The 19,214-nt window shown below is 66.7% G+C and carries 14 protein-coding genes, 1 tRNA gene and 1 pseudogene; 11 read left to right on the top strand and 5 right to left on the bottom strand.

Features of this window, described 5'->3' with window-relative positions:
- Positions 1 to 8: 8 nt before the first annotated feature.
- Together NX778_RS21465 and NX778_RS21460 are read right to left on the bottom strand one after the other, a co-directional pair.
- Positions 9 to 206, bottom strand: coding sequence for a YbdD/YjiX family protein (locus NX778_RS21465; protein WP_258813841.1), 198 nt, complete (start codon positions 204 to 206; stop codon positions 9 to 11).
- On the bottom strand, positions 206 to 2,275 hold the full coding sequence (locus NX778_RS21460; protein WP_258813840.1) for a carbon starvation CstA family protein: 2,070 nt from the start codon (positions 2,273 to 2,275) through the stop codon (positions 206 to 208). Before NX778_RS21460 ends, NX778_RS21465 begins: the two co-directional genes overlap by 1 nt.
- Before the next feature lie 199 nt (positions 2,276 to 2,474).
- On the opposite strand from NX778_RS21460, the gene NX778_RS21455 reads away from it, so the two are divergent.
- From NX778_RS21455 to NX778_RS21430, 6 genes and pseudogenes are all read left to right on the top strand, one after another.
- On the top strand, positions 2,475 to 3,842 hold the full coding sequence (locus NX778_RS21455; protein ID WP_258813839.1) for a cache domain-containing protein: 1,368 nt from the start codon (positions 2,475 to 2,477) through the stop codon (positions 3,840 to 3,842).
- Positions 3,839 to 4,456 carry a response regulator gene (locus tag NX778_RS21450; RefSeq protein WP_258813838.1) on the top strand — a complete coding sequence of 206 codons (618 nt, stop codon included), beginning with the start codon at positions 3,839 to 3,841 and terminating at the stop codon, positions 4,454 to 4,456. The genes NX778_RS21455 and NX778_RS21450 overlap by 4 nt, the downstream gene beginning before the upstream one ends.
- 119 nt (positions 4,457 to 4,575) lie before the next feature.
- On the top strand, positions 4,576 to 5,736 hold the full coding sequence (locus NX778_RS21445) for an HDOD domain-containing protein (RefSeq protein WP_258813837.1): 1,161 nt from the start codon (positions 4,576 to 4,578) through the stop codon (positions 5,734 to 5,736).
- The gene (locus NX778_RS21440) at positions 5,729 to 7,762 is read left to right on the top strand and encodes a putative bifunctional diguanylate cyclase/phosphodiesterase (protein ID WP_258813836.1); all 2,034 of its coding nucleotides are present in this window, start codon (positions 5,729 to 5,731) and stop codon (positions 7,760 to 7,762) included. Before NX778_RS21445 ends, NX778_RS21440 begins: the two co-directional genes overlap by 8 nt.
- A gap of 115 nt (positions 7,763 to 7,877) precedes the next feature.
- Positions 7,878 to 7,967 (top strand) — tRNA-Ser (locus NX778_RS21435).
- Positions 7,968 to 8,097: 130 nt separating this feature from the next.
- Positions 8,098 to 8,196 (top strand): annotated as a pseudogene (locus NX778_RS21430) (oxidoreductase); the annotation flags it as partial.
- A gap of 153 nt (positions 8,197 to 8,349) precedes the next feature.
- Here the strand turns inward: NX778_RS21430 and NX778_RS21425 are convergent.
- Together NX778_RS21425 and NX778_RS21420 are read right to left on the bottom strand one after the other, a co-directional pair.
- Positions 8,350 to 8,850 (bottom strand): MarR family winged helix-turn-helix transcriptional regulator, encoded by a 501-nt coding sequence (locus NX778_RS21425; RefSeq protein WP_258813835.1) that lies wholly within the window; start codon positions 8,848 to 8,850, stop codon positions 8,350 to 8,352.
- 84 nt (positions 8,851 to 8,934) lie between these two features.
- Positions 8,935 to 10,494: an acyl CoA:acetate/3-ketoacid CoA transferase gene (locus NX778_RS21420; RefSeq protein ID WP_258813834.1), complete on the bottom strand. Its 1,560-nt coding sequence runs from the start codon at positions 10,492 to 10,494 to the stop codon at positions 8,935 to 8,937.
- Positions 10,495 to 10,622: 128 nt separating this feature from the next.
- Between NX778_RS21420 and NX778_RS21415 the strand changes: the two genes are divergently transcribed.
- Genes NX778_RS21415 through NX778_RS21400 form a run of 4 tightly spaced genes read left to right on the top strand, consistent with a single transcriptional unit; the run spans position 10,623 to position 15,315 of the window.
- Positions 10,623 to 11,411, top strand: coding sequence for a crotonase/enoyl-CoA hydratase family protein (locus NX778_RS21415; protein WP_258813833.1), 789 nt, complete (start codon positions 10,623 to 10,625; stop codon positions 11,409 to 11,411).
- Between the two features lie 32 nt (positions 11,412 to 11,443).
- A complete protein-coding gene (locus NX778_RS21410) occupies positions 11,444 to 13,282 on the top strand; it encodes a feruloyl-CoA synthase (RefSeq protein WP_258813832.1) in 1,839 nt (612 codons plus the stop codon).
- A gap of 13 nt (positions 13,283 to 13,295) precedes the next feature.
- Positions 13,296 to 14,540, top strand: a complete 1,245-nt coding sequence (locus NX778_RS21405; RefSeq protein WP_258813831.1) for a thiolase family protein — start codon at positions 13,296 to 13,298, stop codon at positions 14,538 to 14,540.
- 10 nt (positions 14,541 to 14,550) lie between these two features.
- The gene (locus tag NX778_RS21400) at positions 14,551 to 15,315 is read left to right on the top strand and encodes an SDR family NAD(P)-dependent oxidoreductase (RefSeq protein ID WP_258813830.1); all 765 of its coding nucleotides are present in this window, start codon (positions 14,551 to 14,553) and stop codon (positions 15,313 to 15,315) included.
- Here NX778_RS21400 and NX778_RS21395 read toward each other — a convergent pair.
- Positions 15,263 to 16,201: a LysR family transcriptional regulator gene (locus NX778_RS21395; RefSeq protein ID WP_258813829.1), complete on the bottom strand. Its 939-nt coding sequence runs from the start codon at positions 16,199 to 16,201 to the stop codon at positions 15,263 to 15,265. The two genes, NX778_RS21400 and NX778_RS21395, sit on opposite strands and share 53 nt — an antisense overlap.
- Before the next feature lie 271 nt (positions 16,202 to 16,472).
- On the opposite strand from NX778_RS21395, the gene NX778_RS21390 reads away from it, so the two are divergent.
- Positions 16,473 to 19,211 (top strand): TonB-dependent receptor plug domain-containing protein, encoded by a 2,739-nt coding sequence (locus tag NX778_RS21390; RefSeq protein WP_258813828.1) that lies wholly within the window; start codon positions 16,473 to 16,475, stop codon positions 19,209 to 19,211.
- The last annotated feature ends 3 nt before the right edge of the window (positions 19,212 to 19,214 follow it).

Here is a 19,214-nt window from a genome sequence, read left to right as displayed (position 1 = left end):
CCCAACCATCAACAGCAGCTCGGCCTTTTCCCCGAGCCGTAGCGCGCCTCCTGGCGCTCGCGGAAGAACTCCTCGTAGCTCATCACCGGCTCGCCCGGGTGGGTTTTCTCCATGTGGGCGAGGTAGGTGTCGTACTCCGGCAGGCCGACCATCAGGCGCATGCTTTGCCCGAGGTAGCGGCCGGCTTGGGCGAGCTGCCTGATCATCACTGCACCTGTGCGGCCGGCGGCGCGGTGACGAACGGCGTCTCTTTTGCGGTCGGCTTGCCGGCCGCGCGCGCGGCCATCACGGTGCGCAAACCGTAGAACAGCACCGCCACCACGACAAACATGAACAGGCCGCACAGCGACGCATCCACGTAGTCGTTGAACACGATGCGCTGCATCTGCGCGATCGACTTGGCCGGCGCCAGCACCTGGCCGGCGTCGATCGCGGCCTGGAACTTCTGGGCGTGCGACACGAAGCCGACCTTGACGTTGGCGTCGAAAATCTTCTGCCAGCCGGCGGTCAGGGTGCAGATCAGCAGCCACACGGTTGGCACGATCGTCACCCAGCCGTAGGCGCCGCGTTTCATCTTGAACAGCACCGAGGTGGCGAGGATCAGCGCGATCCCGGCCAGCATCTGGTTGGCGATGCCGAACAGCGGCCACAGGGTGTTGATGCCGCCCAGCGGGTCGACCACGCCCTGGTACAGGAAGTAGCCCCAGGCCGCCACGCACAGGCCGGTGGCCAGCAGGTTGGCGGGAAGCGACTCGGTACGCTTGAGCGAAGGGACGAAGGCGCCCAGCAGGTCCTGCAGCATGAAGCGGCCGGCGCGCGTGCCCGCGTCCACCGCGGTCAGGATGAACAGCGCTTCGAACAGGATCGCGAAGTGGTACCAGAACGCCATCATCGCCTTGCCGCCGACCACGTTGGCGAGGATGCTGGCCATGCCCACCGCCAGCGTCGGTGCGCCGCCGGCGCGCGAGATGATGCTGTTCTCGCCGACGTCCTTGGCGATCTGGGTGAGGGCGTCCGGCGTGATCACGAAGCCCCAGTTGGAGACTGCCGCCGCAGCGGTGTGCACGGTGGTGCCGATGACGGCGGCCGGGCTGTTCATGGCGAAGTAGACGCCCGGGTCGATGGTCGATGCGGCCACCAGCGCCATGATGGCGACGAAGGATTCCATCAGCATGCCGCCGTAGCCGATGAAGCGCGCATGCTCTTCATTCTCGATCATCTTCGGCGTGGTGCCGGAAGCGATCAGCGCGTGGAAGCCCGACACCGAGCCGCAGGCGATGGTGATGAACAGGAAGGGGAACAGGTTGCCCGACCAGGCCGGGCCGGTGCCGTCGATGAAGCGGGTCAGGGCCGGCATCTGCATCATCGGCGCGACCAGCACGATGCCGATCGCGAGCGCCACGATGGTGCCGATCTTGAGGAAGGTCGACAGGTAGTCGCGCGGGGCCAGCAGCAGCCACACCGGGATCACCGACGCGACGAAGCCGTAGCCGATCAGCATCCAGGTGATCTCGGTGCCGGTGAAGGTGAACAGCGGGGCCAGGGTGGCCGAGTCGTGTACGTACTGGCCGCCGATGATGGCGCCCATCAGCAGCACGAAGCCGATCAGCGACACTTCGCCGATGCGGCCGATGCGCACGAAGCGCGAGTAGATGCCCATGAACAGCGCGATCGGGATCGTCGCCATCACGGTGAAGGCGCCCCACGGCGAGTTGGTCAGGGCCTTGACCACGATGAGCGCCAGCACCGCCAGGATGATCACCATGATCATGAAGGTGCCGACCAGCGCGATCACGCCGGGGATCTCGCCCATCTCGGACTTGATCAGGTCACCCAGCGAGCGGCCGTCGCGCCGCATCGACATGAACAGGACCATGAAGTCCTGCACCGCGCCGGCGAACACCACACCGGCCAGGATCCACATCACCCCCGGCAGGTAGCCCATCTGCGCGGCCAGCACCGGGCCGACCAGCGGGCCGGCGCCGGCGATTGCGGCGAAGTGGTGGCCGAACAGCACGTAGCGGTTGGTCGGGACGAAGTCCAGGCCGTCGTTGAATTTGTAGGCAGGGGTCTGGCGCGTACGGTCCAGGCCCATGACCTTGGTGGCGATGAATTTGCTGTAGAAGCGGTAGGCGATCAGGTACACGCACACGGCGGCGGCAACCACCCACACCGCGTTGATCGATTCCCCGCGCTTGAGCGCGACGTAGGCGAGCGAGACCGCGCCCACGAGCGATAGCGCAGCCCAACCGAGCTGGCTTGTCAGTCGTTTCATTTGTCTTCCTCCATGGTTTTATCTTTTCTGCCTTGGACCAGCGTTGCTGTCATACATTCCCGGCAGTCTGTGGGAAAGTATCTTTCAGCCCATTTTCATGGACAAGCGCATCATTACGCAGCCATCTGCGTAGGACTACGTAGGCACTGGCGGCAGTTCGGACGTAGAATTACCGCTAGAAATCATTCGGAATCCACGCTTGAAGCTCAGGCAAAAGGTCATTTTCCTGGCGATCGCGCCGCTCATCGTGGCGCTGTGCGCCATTGCGCTGTTCGTGCACCAGCAGGCGGATACGCTCGCCCGCCAGCAGCGCGCCACCATCGAGCAGGCCTACCTCGCCACCAAGCGCGCCGAGCTGCAGCACTACGTCGAGCTGGCCCAGCACTCGATCGCGCCGCTGGTCGAATCCGGCAAGTCCGACGCCGCGACCCAGGCCGAGGCGATGCGCATCCTGTCCAATCTCAGCTACGGTGACGACGGCTATTTCTTCGTCTACGACATGCAGGGCAACAGCCTGATGCATCCACGCCAGCCGGAACTGGTCGGGCGCAACCTGTTCAACCTGCGCGATGCCGAAGGCGCGCCCACCATCCAGCGCCTGCTGGCGCGCACCCGGGCGGGCGGCGGCTTCGAGCGCTACAACTGGGCCAAGCCCTCGACCGGGCAGGAGGTGGCCAAGCTGGGCTACGTGGTGCCGATCCGGACGTGGAACTGGATGATGGGCACGGGGATCTACCTGGACGACGTCAACGCCGCGCTGGCCAAGGTCGACGCGCAGGAGTCGGCCAATATCGCGGACACGATGTGGTGGATCGCCGGGCTGGCGATCCTGTCGTCAGTGGTAGTCGGCGGCTGCGGGCTGCTGCTCAACATCAGCGAACACCGCGTGGCCGACGCCACCCTCAAGGCGCTGGCGCAGCGGGTGGTCGAATCGCAGGAGCACGAGCGCGCGCGCCTGTCGCGCGACCTGCATGACGGGATCAGCCAGTGGCTGGTGTCGATCAAGCTGCAGATCGAGGCCGGCATCATCAAGCTGACCGGCAGCGCGGCCGACCAGCAGGAGGCGCGCGCCCGCTTCGAGCGCACCGCCGAGGAACTGAACAAGGTGCTGGGCGAAGTGCGCCGCATCTCGCACGACCTGCGTCCGGCGCTGCTGGACGACCTTGGCCTGGCCGCCGCGCTCGATCACCTGGCGCAGGAATTCGCCGAGCACAGTGGCATCGAGGTGAAGTTCAGCGAGCAGGGCGAAACCGAAGGCGTGCCGCCGGTGGTGGCCACGGTCCTGTTCCGCATCGCCCAGGAGGCGCTGACCAATATCGAGCGCCACGCCGCCGCGCACAGCGTCGCCATTTCGCTCACGCGCCTCGGCCGCAAGCTGGACCTGCACGTGATCGATGACGGCAACGGCTTCGATTCCCAAAGCGTGGCCGTGCACCCGCAGCGCGGCATCGGCCTGCGCAATATGATCGAACGGATGGACGCGATCGGCGGCACCTTGCGCATCGATTCGTCGACCCAGGGCACGGTGGTGCGGGCCAGCGTCGAACTGGCGAAGGAGGCGGCATGACGGCGGTTCGGATCCTGCTGGTCGATGACCACCCGCTGGTGCGCGACGGCCTGCGCGCGCGGCTGGAAGCGGTGCCGCATTTCAGCGTGGTGGCGGAAGCCGGCAGCGCGGACGAAGCGCTGGAACGTGCCGGCGAGGCCAACCTGGTCCTCATGGACATCAATATGCGCGGCGCCAGCGGCATCGAGGCCACGGCCCAGCTGGTGCGGCGCTATCCGGACATCGCGGTGCTGATGCTGTCGATGCACGACAAGCTCGAATACGTGACGCAGGCGATCCAGGCCGGTGCGCGCGGCTACGTGCTGAAGGACGCGCCAGGCAAGGACATCGTGCTGGCGATCGACACCGTGATGGCGGGCGGGATCTACTACAGCCCGGCGCTGGCGCGCCAGCTCGCGCGGCCGTCGCAGCAAGACAACCAGCTGACCGTGCGCGAGCAGGAAGTGCTGCGCCATATCGCCAGCGGCCAGTCCAATAAACAGATCGCGCGCGACCTGGCGCTGTCGGTGCGCACGGTCGAGACCCATCGCCTGAACATCAAGCGCAAGCTGGGGATCGAAGGCCAGGCGGAGCTGATTCGCTTCGCGGTCCAGCATCTCGGTTCACCGTTGTAAGCGTGCGTTCATGCACTCGAGCAACGATACATATGTCCCCACCATCTGATCGGCATTTTTTGTTGCGTTAATATAATCATTCCACTAAGATTGACGCACTATCCACTGAGAATTGCCCAATGCTTCCATTGGATGCCGCCCGGTTCCCGTTGGTCGACCATGAGTTCGTAGCCAGCGCGCAGAACGAGTGGGTTGCGTTGATATTGCGGCCGCAGCGCGCCGCTGTCGCCGACTCGCTGCGCGCCCTGTTCGGCACACCGGACCTGCTGGCGGCCATTGCGCCGCTGGACTGCATGCTTCCGCTGGATTCCGCGGAGGCGCTGACGCCTTCACTCTGCAGCATCCTTCCCCCGAACCGCGTCGTCTTCATTTTCCCCGCCGCCGTCCTCGCCAGCGAGGCGGAAGCACGCGCCGCCGAGCGCCTGGCCGGAGAGGGCTACCGCGTGCTGGCCGACGGCGCCGCGCCGGAAGGCGTCAAGCTGCCGTCGTGCCTGCGTACCGGCGCCCGCGATTGCGCGCAAGCCGCGCCGGCGCCGGTCTCGCCGCTGTTTGGACCGCACCTGGCCTACAACGTCGGCGACGCCGCGCGTTTCGCCGAATGCGAAGCCGCCGGCTACGAGTGGTTCTGCGGCGCCTACCCGATGACCACGCCGCAGCCCGATTCCGGCCACGACGGCACTTCGCGCCGCCGCTTGCTGGCGCTGCTTGCGCTGCTGGCGCGCGACGCCGAAACGCGCGAACTCGAACAGATGCTCAAGCTGGACCTGGCGCTGTCCTTCCACCTGCTCAAACTCGTCAACTCGGCCGCGTTCAGCGTCGACATCGAAATCGTCAGCTTCTCGCAGGCGATCCACGTGCTGGGCCGGCGCCAGCTGCAGCGCTGGCTGCAGCTGCTGCTGTACGCGCGCCAGCGGGCGGACGGTCCGCCCAACCTGCTGCTGCCGCTGGCCGCGATGCGCGGCGCGCAGCTGGAAGCCCTGTGCCGCGAGCACGGCGGCGACCGCGACCAGCAAGACCTCGCATTCATGATCGGCGCATTCTCGCTGCTCGACCGGCTGTTCGACACTCCGATGGAAGACATCATCGGCGCCCTGCGCCTGCCGAAGCACGCACTCAGCGCGCTGCTGCGACGGGAAGGACAGCTGGGCGAGCAACTGGCGCTGGTCGAAAGCCGTGCGGATGTCGACCGCCACGAGCAGGCCGGCATCGCCGCCGACATCTGGTGGCGCAGCCAGCTGCAGGGCTGGCAATGGGCGATACAGGTGGGCCGCAATGTCTGAGCACCGGGTCGAGCGCATCGACTTCGCGGCCGCCAATGCCGCCGTGTGCGATGCCGTGCTGCGCCTACGTGGCGAAAACCTGGTCGACGAACTGGGACGGATCGCCCGCGCGCTGCTCGGCAGTCCGCACGGCGCCTACATTCCGCTGGACGGCCAGGCGCCCGCCGAGGCCTTTGGCGGCGTGCTGCGGCAAACGGTGGAAGCGGACGGCATCCAGTTCGGCTACTTCGAACTGACGGGCGACTTCAACGACGCGCAGCGGCGCGAACTGGCGAGCCTCGGTGCGCTGACCGCGACCCTGCTGCAGGTGCAGTCGATGGCGCAGCGCGCCACGCGCGCCTACGCGCAGGTCGAAGGGCAGCTCGCGCACCAGTCGCAGATCCTTGACCAGATCCATGAATCGGTGCTGACCACCGACCTTCTCGGCTACATCACCAGCTGGAACAAGGGCGCCGAGCGCATGTTCGGCTACACCGCGCTGGAGGCGGTCGGCACCCACATCCTGTTCCTGTACGCGGACGAAGAGGGCGGCTTCCCGGACAGCTTCGCCGAACACGGCGGCCGCATGATGGAGGTGCGGCGCAAGCGCAAGTCCGGTGAAGAATTCTGGGCCAGCCTGTCGCTGTCGCCACTATGCGACCTGGAGGAAAAGCCGGTCGGCCTGATCGCCTACCTGACCGACATTACTGAACGCAAGCTGGCCGAGGAACGCCTCAACCACCTGGCCTATTACGACGAACTGACCGGCCTGCCGAACCGCACCCTGTTCGCGCGCCTGGTCGACCAGGCGCTGATGGTCGCGCAACGCAATTTCGGCACCGGCTGCATCCTGTTCGTCGACCTGAACCGCTTCAAGCTGGTGAACGGCACGCTCGGCCGCCAGATCGGCAACGAGCTGCTGCGCCTTGTGGCGCGGCGTTTCAAGGACGCGCTGCGCGAGGAAGACGTGCTGGCGCGGCTCTCGGGCGACGAATTCGCGGTCGGCCTGTTCGACATCCGCCAGCACTTTGAAGCCACCACGGTAGCGCAGAAACTGCAGGCCGCGCTGGAGGCGCCGTTCGTGGTCGACGGCCACGAGCTGCGCGTCGGCGCCAGCGTCGGCATCAGCGTCTACCCGACCGACGGCGATGACGCCGAGAGCCTGCTGCGCATGGCCGACATCGCGATGGAGCGCGCCAAGCAGACCAGCGACAATCCGGACCGCAGCGTGGCCTTCTACAGCACCGAGATGAACCAGGGGATGCAGGAACGGATGCGGGTCGAATCCGGCCTGCGCCACGCACTGGGTCACGGCGAGCTGGCGCTTTACTACCAGCCCAAGTTCGACATCCTCACCGGCCATATCGTCGGCGCCGAGGCGCTGGTGCGCTGGTTGCATCCGGAGCGCGGCATCGTTCCGCCGGCCGAATTCATCCCGATGGCCGAGACCACGGGCCTGATCGTGCAGCTTGGCGAGTGGGTGCTGGAGCAGGCCTGCGCGCAAGCCGCGATCTGGCAGCGCGCCGGGTTGCCGCCGCTGCGGCTCGCGGTGAACGTGTCCGCGCGCGAATTCACGCCATCGCTGCCGGGCAGAGTGGCGGACACGCTCAAGCGCTACAAGCTCGATCCGTCGTGGCTGGAGCTGGAGATCACGGAGAGCACGCTGATGCACGATATCGAGCGCGTGATCGGCATCATGGACCGCATCAACCGCCTGGGCGTGGCGCTGTCGCTGGACGATTTCGGCACGGGCTATTCGAGCCTGTCGTACCTGAAGCGCTTCCCCATCAACACGCTCAAGATCGACCGCTCGTTCACCACCGGTATCCCGCACGACGCCAGCGACTGCGCGATCGCCGGCACCATCATCAGCATCGGCCGCCAGCTGCGCCACCGCGTGATCGCGGAGGGTGTGGAAACGCTGGACCAGCTGGAATTCCTGCGTCAGTCCGGTTGCGATGAGGTGCAGGGCTACCTGTACGCCAAGCCGCTGCCGGCCGGCGATTTCGAGCTTGGCCTGCGCGAGAACTGGCTGTTGACCGCTTAGAAATCGATATCGTCGTTCCCGCGCAAGCGGGAACCCCATTTTGCAAGCTCAGCTCGGGACGCCAGCGTGCAGCCGCCCGCCCAGCAATGGTTTATGTATAATGCCGGTTCTCCAAGGAAGCGTGGCCGAGTGGTTGAAGGCAGCAGTCTTGAAAACTGCCGACGGGGGAACCCGTTCGTGAGTTCGAATCTCACCGCTTCCGCCAGGAAACTTCAAAGCCTCTGATTTTCAGAGGTTTTTTTGTGCCCAATGGCCGAGTTGTTGGAGGTTCCCGCGTTTTCGTTAGGATTCTAGGCGGTGTCATGTCGATCCTGGCGATGGCCGGCGCCGGATCTCGCGACATGTACCTGACCGATGAGGAGCGAGCGGCGAACGACCAGTTCACGCCGTGCTGTTCACGATCCAGGACGCCATTTCTGACCCTGGATCTGTAGTTTCGCCGGCTGGCGTCCGATGCGCTGGAGCCGGATTGTCCACAAAAAATGTGGATAAGCGCCGGAAATTGCAGGGTGCGCTTTGCGGGATAGCCCGTGGTTGTGGGCCTCCCCTTACTTTGCCTAAAAAAGCAGCAGCAGGCCGCCGTGTGCTCAGCCTTCCGCTTCTTCCTCGCGGATGAAGATTTTCTGCAGGAGCGACACGAGCTGCGCGCGCTCGGCATCGCTCAGCATCGAGGTGGCCTCGAGTTCGAGCTCGGTCACCGTCTTTTCCGCCTTCAGGCACAGCTTGGTGCCCTCGGCGGTCAGCACCAGCGCCTGCGAGCGCTTGTCCAGCGGATTGCGCTGGCGCATGACCAGGCCGCGCTCCTCCAGCCGGTCGAGCAGGATCGCCAGGTTGGGCGGCGACACGTTGACCGCCTTCGACAGGCGCTTTTGCGTGATGTTGGGATTTGCGTGCAGCAGCGTGAGCACGGTGAAATCCACCGCGCGCAGGTTGAACTTTTTCATCCGCTCTTCGAACAGCGGGATGATGGTCAGGTAGGCACGGCGGCAGTTGTAGCCGACCAGGTTGAGCAGCAGGCTCTGGTCGAGCGGCTGCCCCGCGGCCTCCTGGACCGCGCTGGCGAGCTTCACATTTTGTCGGGTGGCCATGGCGGATTATCGTTTCAAAAGGAAACGATTATAGGCCAAAAAGATTAGCCGGAAAACCATCCGATGCCGTGTGCATGGCCTGGATCATTGCGCCAGCAGCGCGGCCTTCAGGCCACCCCAGTGTTCCTTGAACAGGCCGGCGTCCATGGTGCGTGGCGAGCGGATGATGGGGCGGAAACCCATGTGGGCCAGCACGTCGCGTTCCATGTCGATTCCCGGCGCGATCTCGGTCAGTTCCAGGCCGTCGGCGGTCAGCGTAAATACGGCGCGCTCGGTGACGAACAGCACGCGCTGGCCGCGGCGGGCGGCGTCGGCGCCGTTGAAGGTGATCTGTTCGACCTGTTCGATGAATTTGCGGGCCCGGCCTTCCTGCACGATACGCAGGGCGCCGTCGTCAACGGCGACCTCCAGTCCGCCCGCGGTAAAGGTGCCGCAGAACACCAGCGTCGGGGTGGAGCGCGTGATGTTGATGAAGCCGCCGCAGCCGACGGGGCGTCCGTTGAACATGCTGACGTTGACGTTGCCGTGGTTGTCGGTCTGCGCCAGGCCGAGGAAACTGGCATCGAGGCCGCCGCCGTCGTAGAAGTCGAACTGCGCCGACTGGTCGATGATCGATTCGGCGTTGTAGGCGAGCGCGAAGTCGCCGCCCTGCGCCGGGATGCCGCCATTGACGCCGCTTTCGATGCTGAGCGTGAGCAGGTCGGCCACGCCTTCCTCCGCCGCGATGGCGGGAATACCGGCCGGGATGCCGATGCCGAGGTTGGTGATTGCGCCGCGCCTGAGCTCCATCGCCGCGCGCCTTGCGATCACCTTGCGCTCGTCCAGCGCCATTGGCTTGAGGGAGCTGACCGGCACCCGGATGTCGCCGCACAGTGCCGGGTTGAACTGGGTGGTGATCGACTGCATGTGGGTTTCCGGCTTGCCGACGACGACATAATCGACCAGGTAGCCCGGCACTTTCACCCGCTTCGGATGCAGGCTGCCTTCCTGCACCACCTGCTCGACCTGGGCGATGACGATGCCGCCACAGGCGCGCGCGGCCTGGGCGATCTGCAACTGCTCCAGGTGCACGCCTTCCTTGTCCAGGGTGAGGTTGCCTTTTTCATCGGCCACCGTGCCGCGGATGATCGCGACGTCGATGTGGGGGCAGGGGTAGTGCAGCCATTCCTCGCCGCCGAATTCGGCCAGGTGCACGAGGTCCTCGGCCGCCGAGGGATTCAGCTTGCCGCCCTGCTGGCGCGGATCGACGAAGGTGCCCAGGCCGACCTTGGTGAGGAGGCCCGGGGTGCGGGCGGCGATGTGGCGGGTCAGGTGCGACAGCGAGCCTTGCGGGAAGTTGTAGGCCTCGACCTCGTTCGCGTAGATCATCCCCATCAGTTCCTTGCCGGTCTGGCCGAAGTGGCCCGCGACCGTGCGCTTGATCATGCCCTTGTGGGCGAAATGGACCATGCCTCCGGTGCCGCTGTTGCCAATCGCGCCACAGGCCCAGGTGGTCAGCTGGCGTGGATGGCCGTCCGCCAGGAAGCGGCGTTCGAGGGCGACCAGCACTTCCTCTGCCAATCCCATCATCGCCAGGCCACCGAGGAAAACCGTGGACTCGTCCTTGATCAAGGATGCCGCTGCATCCGCGCTGATGACTTGCATGGAAATCTCCAACTCTATATATGTGGTAATAGTTATGCATAATAACCAAACCGCTTGCGAACCGCAACAATATCGTTATAAGATATAACCATTAAGAACGACCTGTATTTTTAAGGAAGAACCATAAAATGAGCCAGAAACCGGATACCCCGCTGTTGAGCATCGAAATGATCGGCGCCGTGGCGAAGATCACCCTGTGCCGGTCCGTCAAGCGCAACGCGCTCAGCGACGACCTGGTGCGCGAGCTGCAGGTCTGCTTCGAATCCCTGCCGGAATCGGCGCGCGCGGCAGTGCTGGTCGGCGACGGCCCGGCCTTCTGCGCGGGCCTGGACCTGTCCGAAGTCCGCGAAAACAACACTACCGAAGCCGTATTCCATTCCCGCATGTGGCATGCCGCCTTCGAGCGCATCGCCTTCGGCCGGGTGCCGGTGGTGGCACTGCTGCACGGCGCCGTGGTGGGCGGCGGCCTGGAGCTGGCCAGTGCCTGCCATGTCCGGGTGGCCGAGACCTCGGCTTTCTATGCGCTGCCGGAAGGCTCGCGCGGCCTGTTCGTGGGCGGCGGCGGTTCGGTGCGCATCGCGCGCCTGGTCGGCGTGTCGCGCATGACCGACATGATGCTGACCGGACGGGTGCTGTCGGCGGAAGAAGGCCACGCGGCCGGCATCAGCCACTATCTGGTGGAGCCGGGCAGCGGCCTGCAAAAGGCGATGGAGCTGGCCGAAAAGATCGCCTCCAATGCGCCGATGACCAATTTCGGCGTGATGCACGTCCTGCCGCGCATCGCCGACCAGTCAATCCAGGATGGCCTGATGACCGAGGCATTGATGGCGTCGGTGGCGGCGAGCGACCCCGATACGCAGAAGCGGCTGGCGGCCTTCCTCGACGCCAAAGCCAATAAAGTGCGCCAGGCAGGCTGACACGGCCAGTCAAAAAAAGACAAGGAGACATCATGGCCGAGAAAGCCCGCTACCGTCCGGTGAACTTCGCCCTGGCCGACGTGGAGGTCCGCGAAACGCCGGCCGCCACCTACGTCAGCGCCAGGGCGCCGCTCCAACGCTACGCCGACCGCACCACCGACCTGCTGCTGCACTGGGCCGCCACCGCGCCCGATCGCAGCTACATGGCGCGCAAGGAGGAGGGCGCGTGGCGCCACCTCAGCTACGCCGATGCCCTGAAGAGCGCCCAGGCACTGGGCCAGGCCCTGGTCGAGCGCGGCCTGTCGGCCGAACGGCCGGTGCTGATCCTGTCCGGGAACGACCTCGAACACGCCCAGCTGGCGCTGGCCTGCCAGTACGCCGGGGTGCCGTATGCGCCGGTGTCGCCGGCTTATTCGCTGCAGTCGGGCGACTACAACAAGCTGCGCCATGTGGTCAATGTGCTGCAGCCGGGACTGGTGTTCGCGGCCGACGGCGCCGCGTTCGGACCCGGCATCGCGGCCGCGATCCCGGCGGACGTGGAGCTGGTGCTGGCGCGCGGCGAGGTGGCCGGCCGCAAGTCCACCAGTTTTGCCAGCCTGCTGGCGACGAAGCCGACGCCGGCGGTGGAAGCGGCGCGCCAGGCGACCGGGCCGGACACCATCGTCAAGTTCCTGTTTACTTCGGGCTCGACCAAGCTGCCGAAAGCGGTGGTGACCACCCAGCGCATGCTGTGCTCGAACCAGCAGATGCTGCTGCAGTGCTGGCCCTTCCTGGCCGAGGAGCCGCCGGTGCTGCTCGACTGGCTGCCCTGGAACCATACCTTCGGCGGCAGCAAGGACGTCAACCTGGTGCTGTTCAACGGCGGCACCCTGTACATCGACGACGGCAAGCCGACGCCCCAGCACATCGGCATCACCCTGCAGAACCTGCGCGAGGTGGCGCCGACCATCTACTTCAACGTGCCCAAGGGCTGGGAAGAAGTGGCGCAGGCGCTGGGCCGCGATCCCGGGCTGCGCCGCCATTACTACAGCCGCCTCAAGCTGCAGTTCTACGCCGGGGCCGCGCTGTCGCAGCCGGTATGGGACCAGATGCACGCCAGCGCCGAAGCCGAATGCGGCGAGCGCATCGTGATGACCACCGGCCTGGGCATGACCGAGACCGCGCCCTGCGCCCTGTTCGTGCTCAGTAACGAAGCGCGCGCCGGCGAGCTGGGCACGCCTTGCCCCGGCATGGAAGTGAAGCTGGTGAGGGACGGCGACAAGACCGAAATCCGCTACCGCGGCCCGAACGTCACGCCGGGCTACTGGCGCGCCCCGGAGGAAAGCGCCGGCATGTTCGACGACGAGGGGTTCCTGTGCTCCGGCGACGCGGTCAAGTGGCGCGATCCGGCCCGGCCGGAACTGGGCTTCGTGTTCGACGGCCGCGTGGCCGAGGACTTCAAGCTCAACACCGGCACCTGGGTCAGCGTCGGCCCGCTGCGCGAGCGCGTGATCCGTGCCGGCGCGCCTTACCTGCAGGACGTGGTGGTGACGGGCCACGACCGCGGCGAAATCGGCCTCATGATCATCCCGCGCCTGGCGCTGTGCCGCGAGCTGGCCGCCCTGGGCGAGGCGGCCACCAACGCCGAGGTGCTGGACGCGCCGGCCGTGCGCGGCTTCTTTGGCGCCCTGGTCCAGCAGATGCACGACCAGGGCACCGGCAGCGCCACCCGCGTCAAGCGCGCCTGCCTGATGCACGAGGTGCCGAACATCGACCGCGGCGAAATCACCGACAAGGGCTCGATCAACCAGCGCGCCATGCTGACCCACCGCGCCATGCTGGTGCAGGCCCTGTACGACGGCAATGCGCCGTTCTTCATCCAACCCAATTGAGCAGGAAGCGAACATGTCCTTCTATTCCGAATATGACGACGTCTGGATGCTCGACGGCGTGCGCACGCCCTTCGTCGACTATTGCACCGGCCTGGGCGCCGTGTCGCCGACCGACCTTGGCATCAAGGTGGCGCGCGAAATCCTGCAACGCACCGGCGTTGCTGCCGACAGCATCGGCTCGGTCCTGTCCGGGAACATGGCGCCGGGCGACTGCTTCCAGTACATGATCGCGCGCCATATTGGCCTGTACGCCGGTGTGCCGCAGCATGTGACGGCGCTGAACGTGCAGCGCATCTGCGGCACCGGTTTCGAGCTGTTCCGCCAGGCGGCCGACCAGATCAAGCTGGGCTATACCGACACCGCGCTGGTGGTCGGCACCGAGTCGATGACGCGCAACCCGATCGCCGCCTTCGGCCATCGCACCGGCTTCAAGCTGGGCGCGCCAGTCGAGTTCCAGGACTATATGTGGGAAGCGCTGATCGACCCGGCGCCCGGCATCACCATGCCGCAGACGGCCGAGAACCTGGCCGTCAAGTACGGCATCAGGCGCGAGGAAGTGGATGCCTACGCGGCCCGTTCCTTCGAGCGCGCGGTGGCGGCGCAGGCGCGCGGTTTCCACGCCGGCGAAATCGTCGCCATGGTGAACGAGAAGTTCGAGCTGGAAGCTTACGCCACACGTTCCATCCGCATCACCGGCAAGCAGAAGGAGCTGTCGGTCGACACCCATGTGCGCCCGTCGCCGGTGGAGGTGCTGGCCGGCCTTCGCAACCTTTATCCCAACGGCGTGCAGACCGCCGGCAACAGCTCGGCGCTGGTGGATGGCGCCGGCGCCGCCATCGTCGCCAGCGGGGCCGTCGCGCGCGCCCGTTCGCAGCGCCCGCTGGCGCGGGTGGCCGCGGCCGCCGTCGCCGGCGTGCCGCCCGAGATCATGGGCATCGGCCCGGCGCCGGCGATCCGCCTGCTGCTCGAGCGCAGCGGCATCGCGCTCGACCAGGTCGGCATCTTCGAGATCAACGAGGCGCAGGGCGCCCAGGTGCTGGCGGTGGCGCGCGAGCTGGGACTGGACCAGGATCGCCTGAACGTCAACGGCGGCGCGATCGCGATCGGCCATCCGCTGGCCGCCACCGGCTTGCGCCTGACCATCACCGCCGCGCGCGCGCTTCGCGAGAGCGGGCGCCGCTACGGCGTGGCCTCGGCCTGCATCGGCGGCGGCCAGGGCATCGCGCTGCTGCTCGAGAACCCGGATTCAACCCAATAAGGAGCTGGACATGAAATTAGCAGGACAAGCGGCGCTGGTCACCGGCGGCGCATCGGGGCTGGGCGCGCAGACCGTGCGCGAACTGGCGGCGCAGGGCGCCAAAGTGGCGATCCTCGATGTGAACTACGAACTGGCGCAGGCGCTGGCGGCGGAAGTGGGCGGCCTTGCGCTGCGCTGCGACATCTGCGACAGCGCCAGCGTTGAAACGGCGCTGCATGCCGCCAGCGCGGCCCATGGTCCGGCGCGCATCCTGGTCAACGCCGCCGGCATCGGCGGCGCCAAGCGGCTGGTGGGGCGCGACGGCAGCCCGATGCCGCTGGAGGAGTTCAGCCGCGTCATCCAGGTCAACCTGATCGGCACCTTCAATATGGTGCGCCTGGCGGCGGCCGCGATGGTCGCCACCGAGCCGCTGGAAGACGGCGAGCGCGGCGTGATCATCCTGACCTCGTCGGTGGCAGCCTACGACGGCCAGGTGGGACAGGAGGCGTACGCGGCGTCCAAGGGCGGCCTGACCTCGCTGACCCTGCCGCTGGCGCGCGACCTGGCCCAGTTCGGCGTGCGCGTGATGACGATCGCGCCGGGCCTGTTCCTGACGCCGCTGCTATTCAAGCTGCCGGAGGAAGTGCAAGCCTCGCTGGCCGCCTCGATCCCGTTCCCGAAACGGCTGGGCAAGGCCGAGGAATACGCGCGCCTGGCCGCCCATATCGTCACCAACCTTTCGCTCAACGGTGAAGTGATCCGCCTCGACGGGGCGCTGCGCCTTCCTCCGCGCTGAGCACCGCGCGCCGGAAGCACGCCATCAGGTGTTCGACCGGCGCCGGCAAGACGCGGTCGGCGCGCCGCACCATCACCAGCTCGCGTTCCAGCGGCATGCGCGCCGGGATCGTGGCCAGCCCGGCCTGGCGCGCCTCCAGCTGGTGCAGGCGCGGGATCAGGGTCACGCCCAGTCCCGCATCCACCAGCGCCAGGGCGGTGCGGATCTGCTCCACCACGAAGCGCGGCCGCAGGTTCAGGCCCGCCTGCAGCCAGGCGTTCTCGATGTCGCGCCGCAGGCGCCCGATGCCGCCCACGATCAGCGGTATCTCGGCCAGGTCTCCCCATCCCACCGACTTGCGCCCGGCCAGCGGGCTGTCGCTGCGGCACACCACCACGAAGGGATCGTGCAGCAGCGATTCCATCAGCAGGTCGCTCGGCTCCGCCGGCCGCGCGAAGATCCCGAAATCGACCACCCGGTCGTTGACCATCGCCGCCGCCTGCGCGCCCGGCGTGTCGTGCAGCGTCACCAGGAAGTCCGGATAGTCCTCGTAGAACAGCGTGAGCGCCTGCGCCGCCAGCCCGGCGGCCACCGAGGGCACCACCGCCAGCGAAGTGCTGCCGCGCCGGGTGCTGGCGACGTCGTCCAGGCTGCGCACCGCTTCCTCGAAATTGCGTACCAGGTCGCCGGCCACCACGGCCATCCGCTGGCCCTGGGCGGTCAGGCGCAGGGAGCGGCTGCTGCGGTCGAACAGGGACAGCCCGAGCTGTTGTTCCAATTTCGCCACAGTCGCCGACAGCGAGGGCTGGGAGATGCCCAGGCGCTTGGCCGCCTCCGAGAAGCTGGTGCAGCGGCTGGCCATCGCGAACACCTCGAGCTGGCGGATCGTCAGATTCGTCGCGGTCACGCCGCGTTCTGCAGTATTATCGTTCAAGGTTATGAATAAAGCTGATATATAAATTCGGCATAAGAAGAGGGGAGCCCGGCATTTCCCCCTGCTGTTCCTCGATTTTACAGCGAATACAGCCATGGGAGGTGTCCCGCGAGAGCCAAGTTGCGCTTGCGTTCCGGTCAAGATGCTTATAATCTATAAGCATTAGTTTCAGGAAGTAAGCAGATCGCAGTCCGGGGCACCTTTCATAAAACATCGCACGCCGACAAGCGTGGAGGAGACGACAATGGCAGCAGCTAGGATGGCGGAGCGCAACGCTTCGCGCAAGTTCGGACAACTTACCCAGATCGCCGTGGGCGTCGCGCTGGTCTGCGCGGCCTGTGCGGCCCAGGCGCAGGAGCAGGCGCAAGCGGCAGCGCCGGCGCCGGCCGCCGTCCAGCAGGCTGCCGAGCCGGTCGAACAGATCGTCGTCACCGGCAGCCGCATCCGCGGCATGGCGCCGGTCGGTTCGCCGGTGGTCTCGGTCGGCCGCGGCGACATCGAAGCCTCCGGCGCGGTCAGCACCGCGCAAATGCTGCAGGAAGTGCCGCAAGTTGCCAACCTGGGCGTGTCGGACAGCTCGCGCGGCCAGGCCGGCGGCAGCGGCAACATCACCTACGGCTCCTCGGTCAACCTGCGCGGCATCGGCCCGTACGCGACCCTCACCCTGATCAACGGCCACCGCGCGGTGCCGCAGGGGACCACCGGTTCGGGCATCGACCCCTCGATCATCCCGACCCTGGCCCTGCAGCGCGTCGAGATCGTTGCCGATGGCGCCTCCGCCATCTACGGCTCCGACGCCGTGGCCGGCGTGGTCAACCTGATCCTGCGCCGTAACGTGGAGGGCGTGGAAGCGATGGCCCGCTACGGCACCGCCGACGGCTACAACGAAAAGCAGGCCGGCGCGCTGTGGGGCCACAAGTGGAAGGGCGGCCAGGCCACCGTCGCGATCCAGCACGACGAGCATACTTCGCTGAACGGCCAGGACCGCGACTTCTTCCGCGGCGACCTGACCGCCCAGGGCGGCGGCGACTTCCGTTCGACCCAGTGCGCGCCGGGGAACATCATCATCAGCGGCACCAACTACGCGATCCCGGCTGGCGGCGTGACCAAGGCCAACGCCGGCCAGCTGGCGGCCGGCACCGTCAACAAGTGCGACAACCTGCAGTACCAGGACATCCTGCCCAAGCAGAAGCGCGACAGCGGCATGTTCACCTTCAACCAGGACGTCGGCAATGGCATCAGCCTGTACGCCGACGGCTTCATCACCCGCCGCGGCTACGACTTCCAGTCCGGCGCGCTTGCTTCGAACGTGACCGTCCCCAGCGCCAACCCGTTCTACGTGCGCCCGGCCGGTGCGCCGGCGGGCAGCTCCGAGACCGTCGCCTATTCGTTCCTGAACCAGGAGCCGTTCAACAATAACGTCGGCTACTCGCGCGCCGTCAACCTGACCTTCGGCGCCGACATCAACCTGTCCGGCGGCTGGAAGGCGGGCGCGCTGTACACCTGGGGCCGCGACAAGGACCAGGCGGCCACCGTGCACGGCTTGAACAGCGCGGCGCTCACCGCGGCGCTGGCGAGCACCGATCCCGCGACCGCCCTGAACGTGTTCGGCGGCCCCAATTCGCGGGCCGTGCTCGACTCGATCGCCAACAAGATTTCGATCTCGCCGGGCCAGACCACCTACCAGGACGTCCAGCTCAAGGCCGACGGCCCGCTGGCCCAGCTGCCGGGCGGCGCGCTGCGCGCCGCGGTCGGCTACGAAGGCCAGAGCACCAAGGGCGAGGGCGGCCAGATCGGCGGCACCTGGGCTGCGCCCACCTCGGCCATGATCGAGGAGTCGCGCCGCGTGAACTCGGTGTACGCCGAGCTGGCCGCGCCGCTGGTCAGCGAGAAGAACCAGCTGCCGGGCGTGTACAAGCTCGACCTCGACGTGGCCGGCCGCGTCGACCGCTACAGCGATGTCGGCTACACGCACAACCCGAAGGTGGGCCTGAACTGGGCGCCGGTCAAGGGCGTCACGGTCCACGGCAGCTACGGCACCTCGTTCCGCGCGCCGGGCCTGACCCAGATCCGCGGCTATGCCAACGGCGGCGTCGGCGGCCTGTACGTCCAGAACTACGCCGACCCGACCAATGGCGGCGCGCTGCGCGTGGGCGTGGCCTACAACGGCCCGAACCTGGACCTGAAACCGGAAACCGCGCGCACCCGCTCGCTGGGCGTGGACTTCGAGCCGGCCTGGGGCCACAACACCAAGGTCAGCCTGACATTCTTCGACATCAAGTACGAGAACCAGATCACCGGCTACCTGAGCGACCTGACCCTGCTCGGCCGCGAAGCGCAGCTGGCCGGCACCGGCATCATCACCCGCAATCCGTCGCCGGCCCTGGTGTCGCAGCTGATCGCCAACAACGTGCTCTCCAGCGGCGTGCTGCCATCGACCTGGACCCTGGTCATCGATGGCCGCAACAAGAACCTCGGCTCCTCGCTCACGGACGGCATCGACTTCCAGGCCAGCACCCGCTTCCCGACCGACGACTTCGGCGATTTCGGCGTCGGCCTTTCGGGCACCTACTTCACCCGCTACAAGGTGGCCAACTCGCCGGGCGCGCCGATGGTCGACTACCTGAACGTGATCTTCAACCCGATGCGCCTGAAGACGCGCCTGGCCGGTACCTGGAACAGCGGCCCGTGGTACGCCAATGGCTACGTCAACTACACCAACGGCTACACCAACAACCTGGCCTCGCCGGCGCAGAAGGTCGCGTCCAACACCACCATCGACCTGCGCCTGTCCTACCAGATCGACGACAAGGTCTATGGCGTGGGCGGAACCACCGTGTCGCTGGGCGTTGTCAACGCGTTCAACCGCAAGCCGCCGTTCGTGAACATCGGCCAGAGCACCAACGGCGGCGGCGGCTTCGACCCGACCTTGACCAACCCGATCGGCCGGATCGTATCGCTGGCGCTGAACAAGAGCTTCTAAGAG

Source organism: Massilia terrae, assembly GCF_024753145.1.
Classification (GTDB): Bacteria; Pseudomonadota; Gammaproteobacteria; order Burkholderiales; family Burkholderiaceae_D; genus Telluria; species Telluria terrae.
Note: the sequence above shows the minus strand (reverse complement) of the source record. Positions and strands in the feature narration are given on the sequence as shown.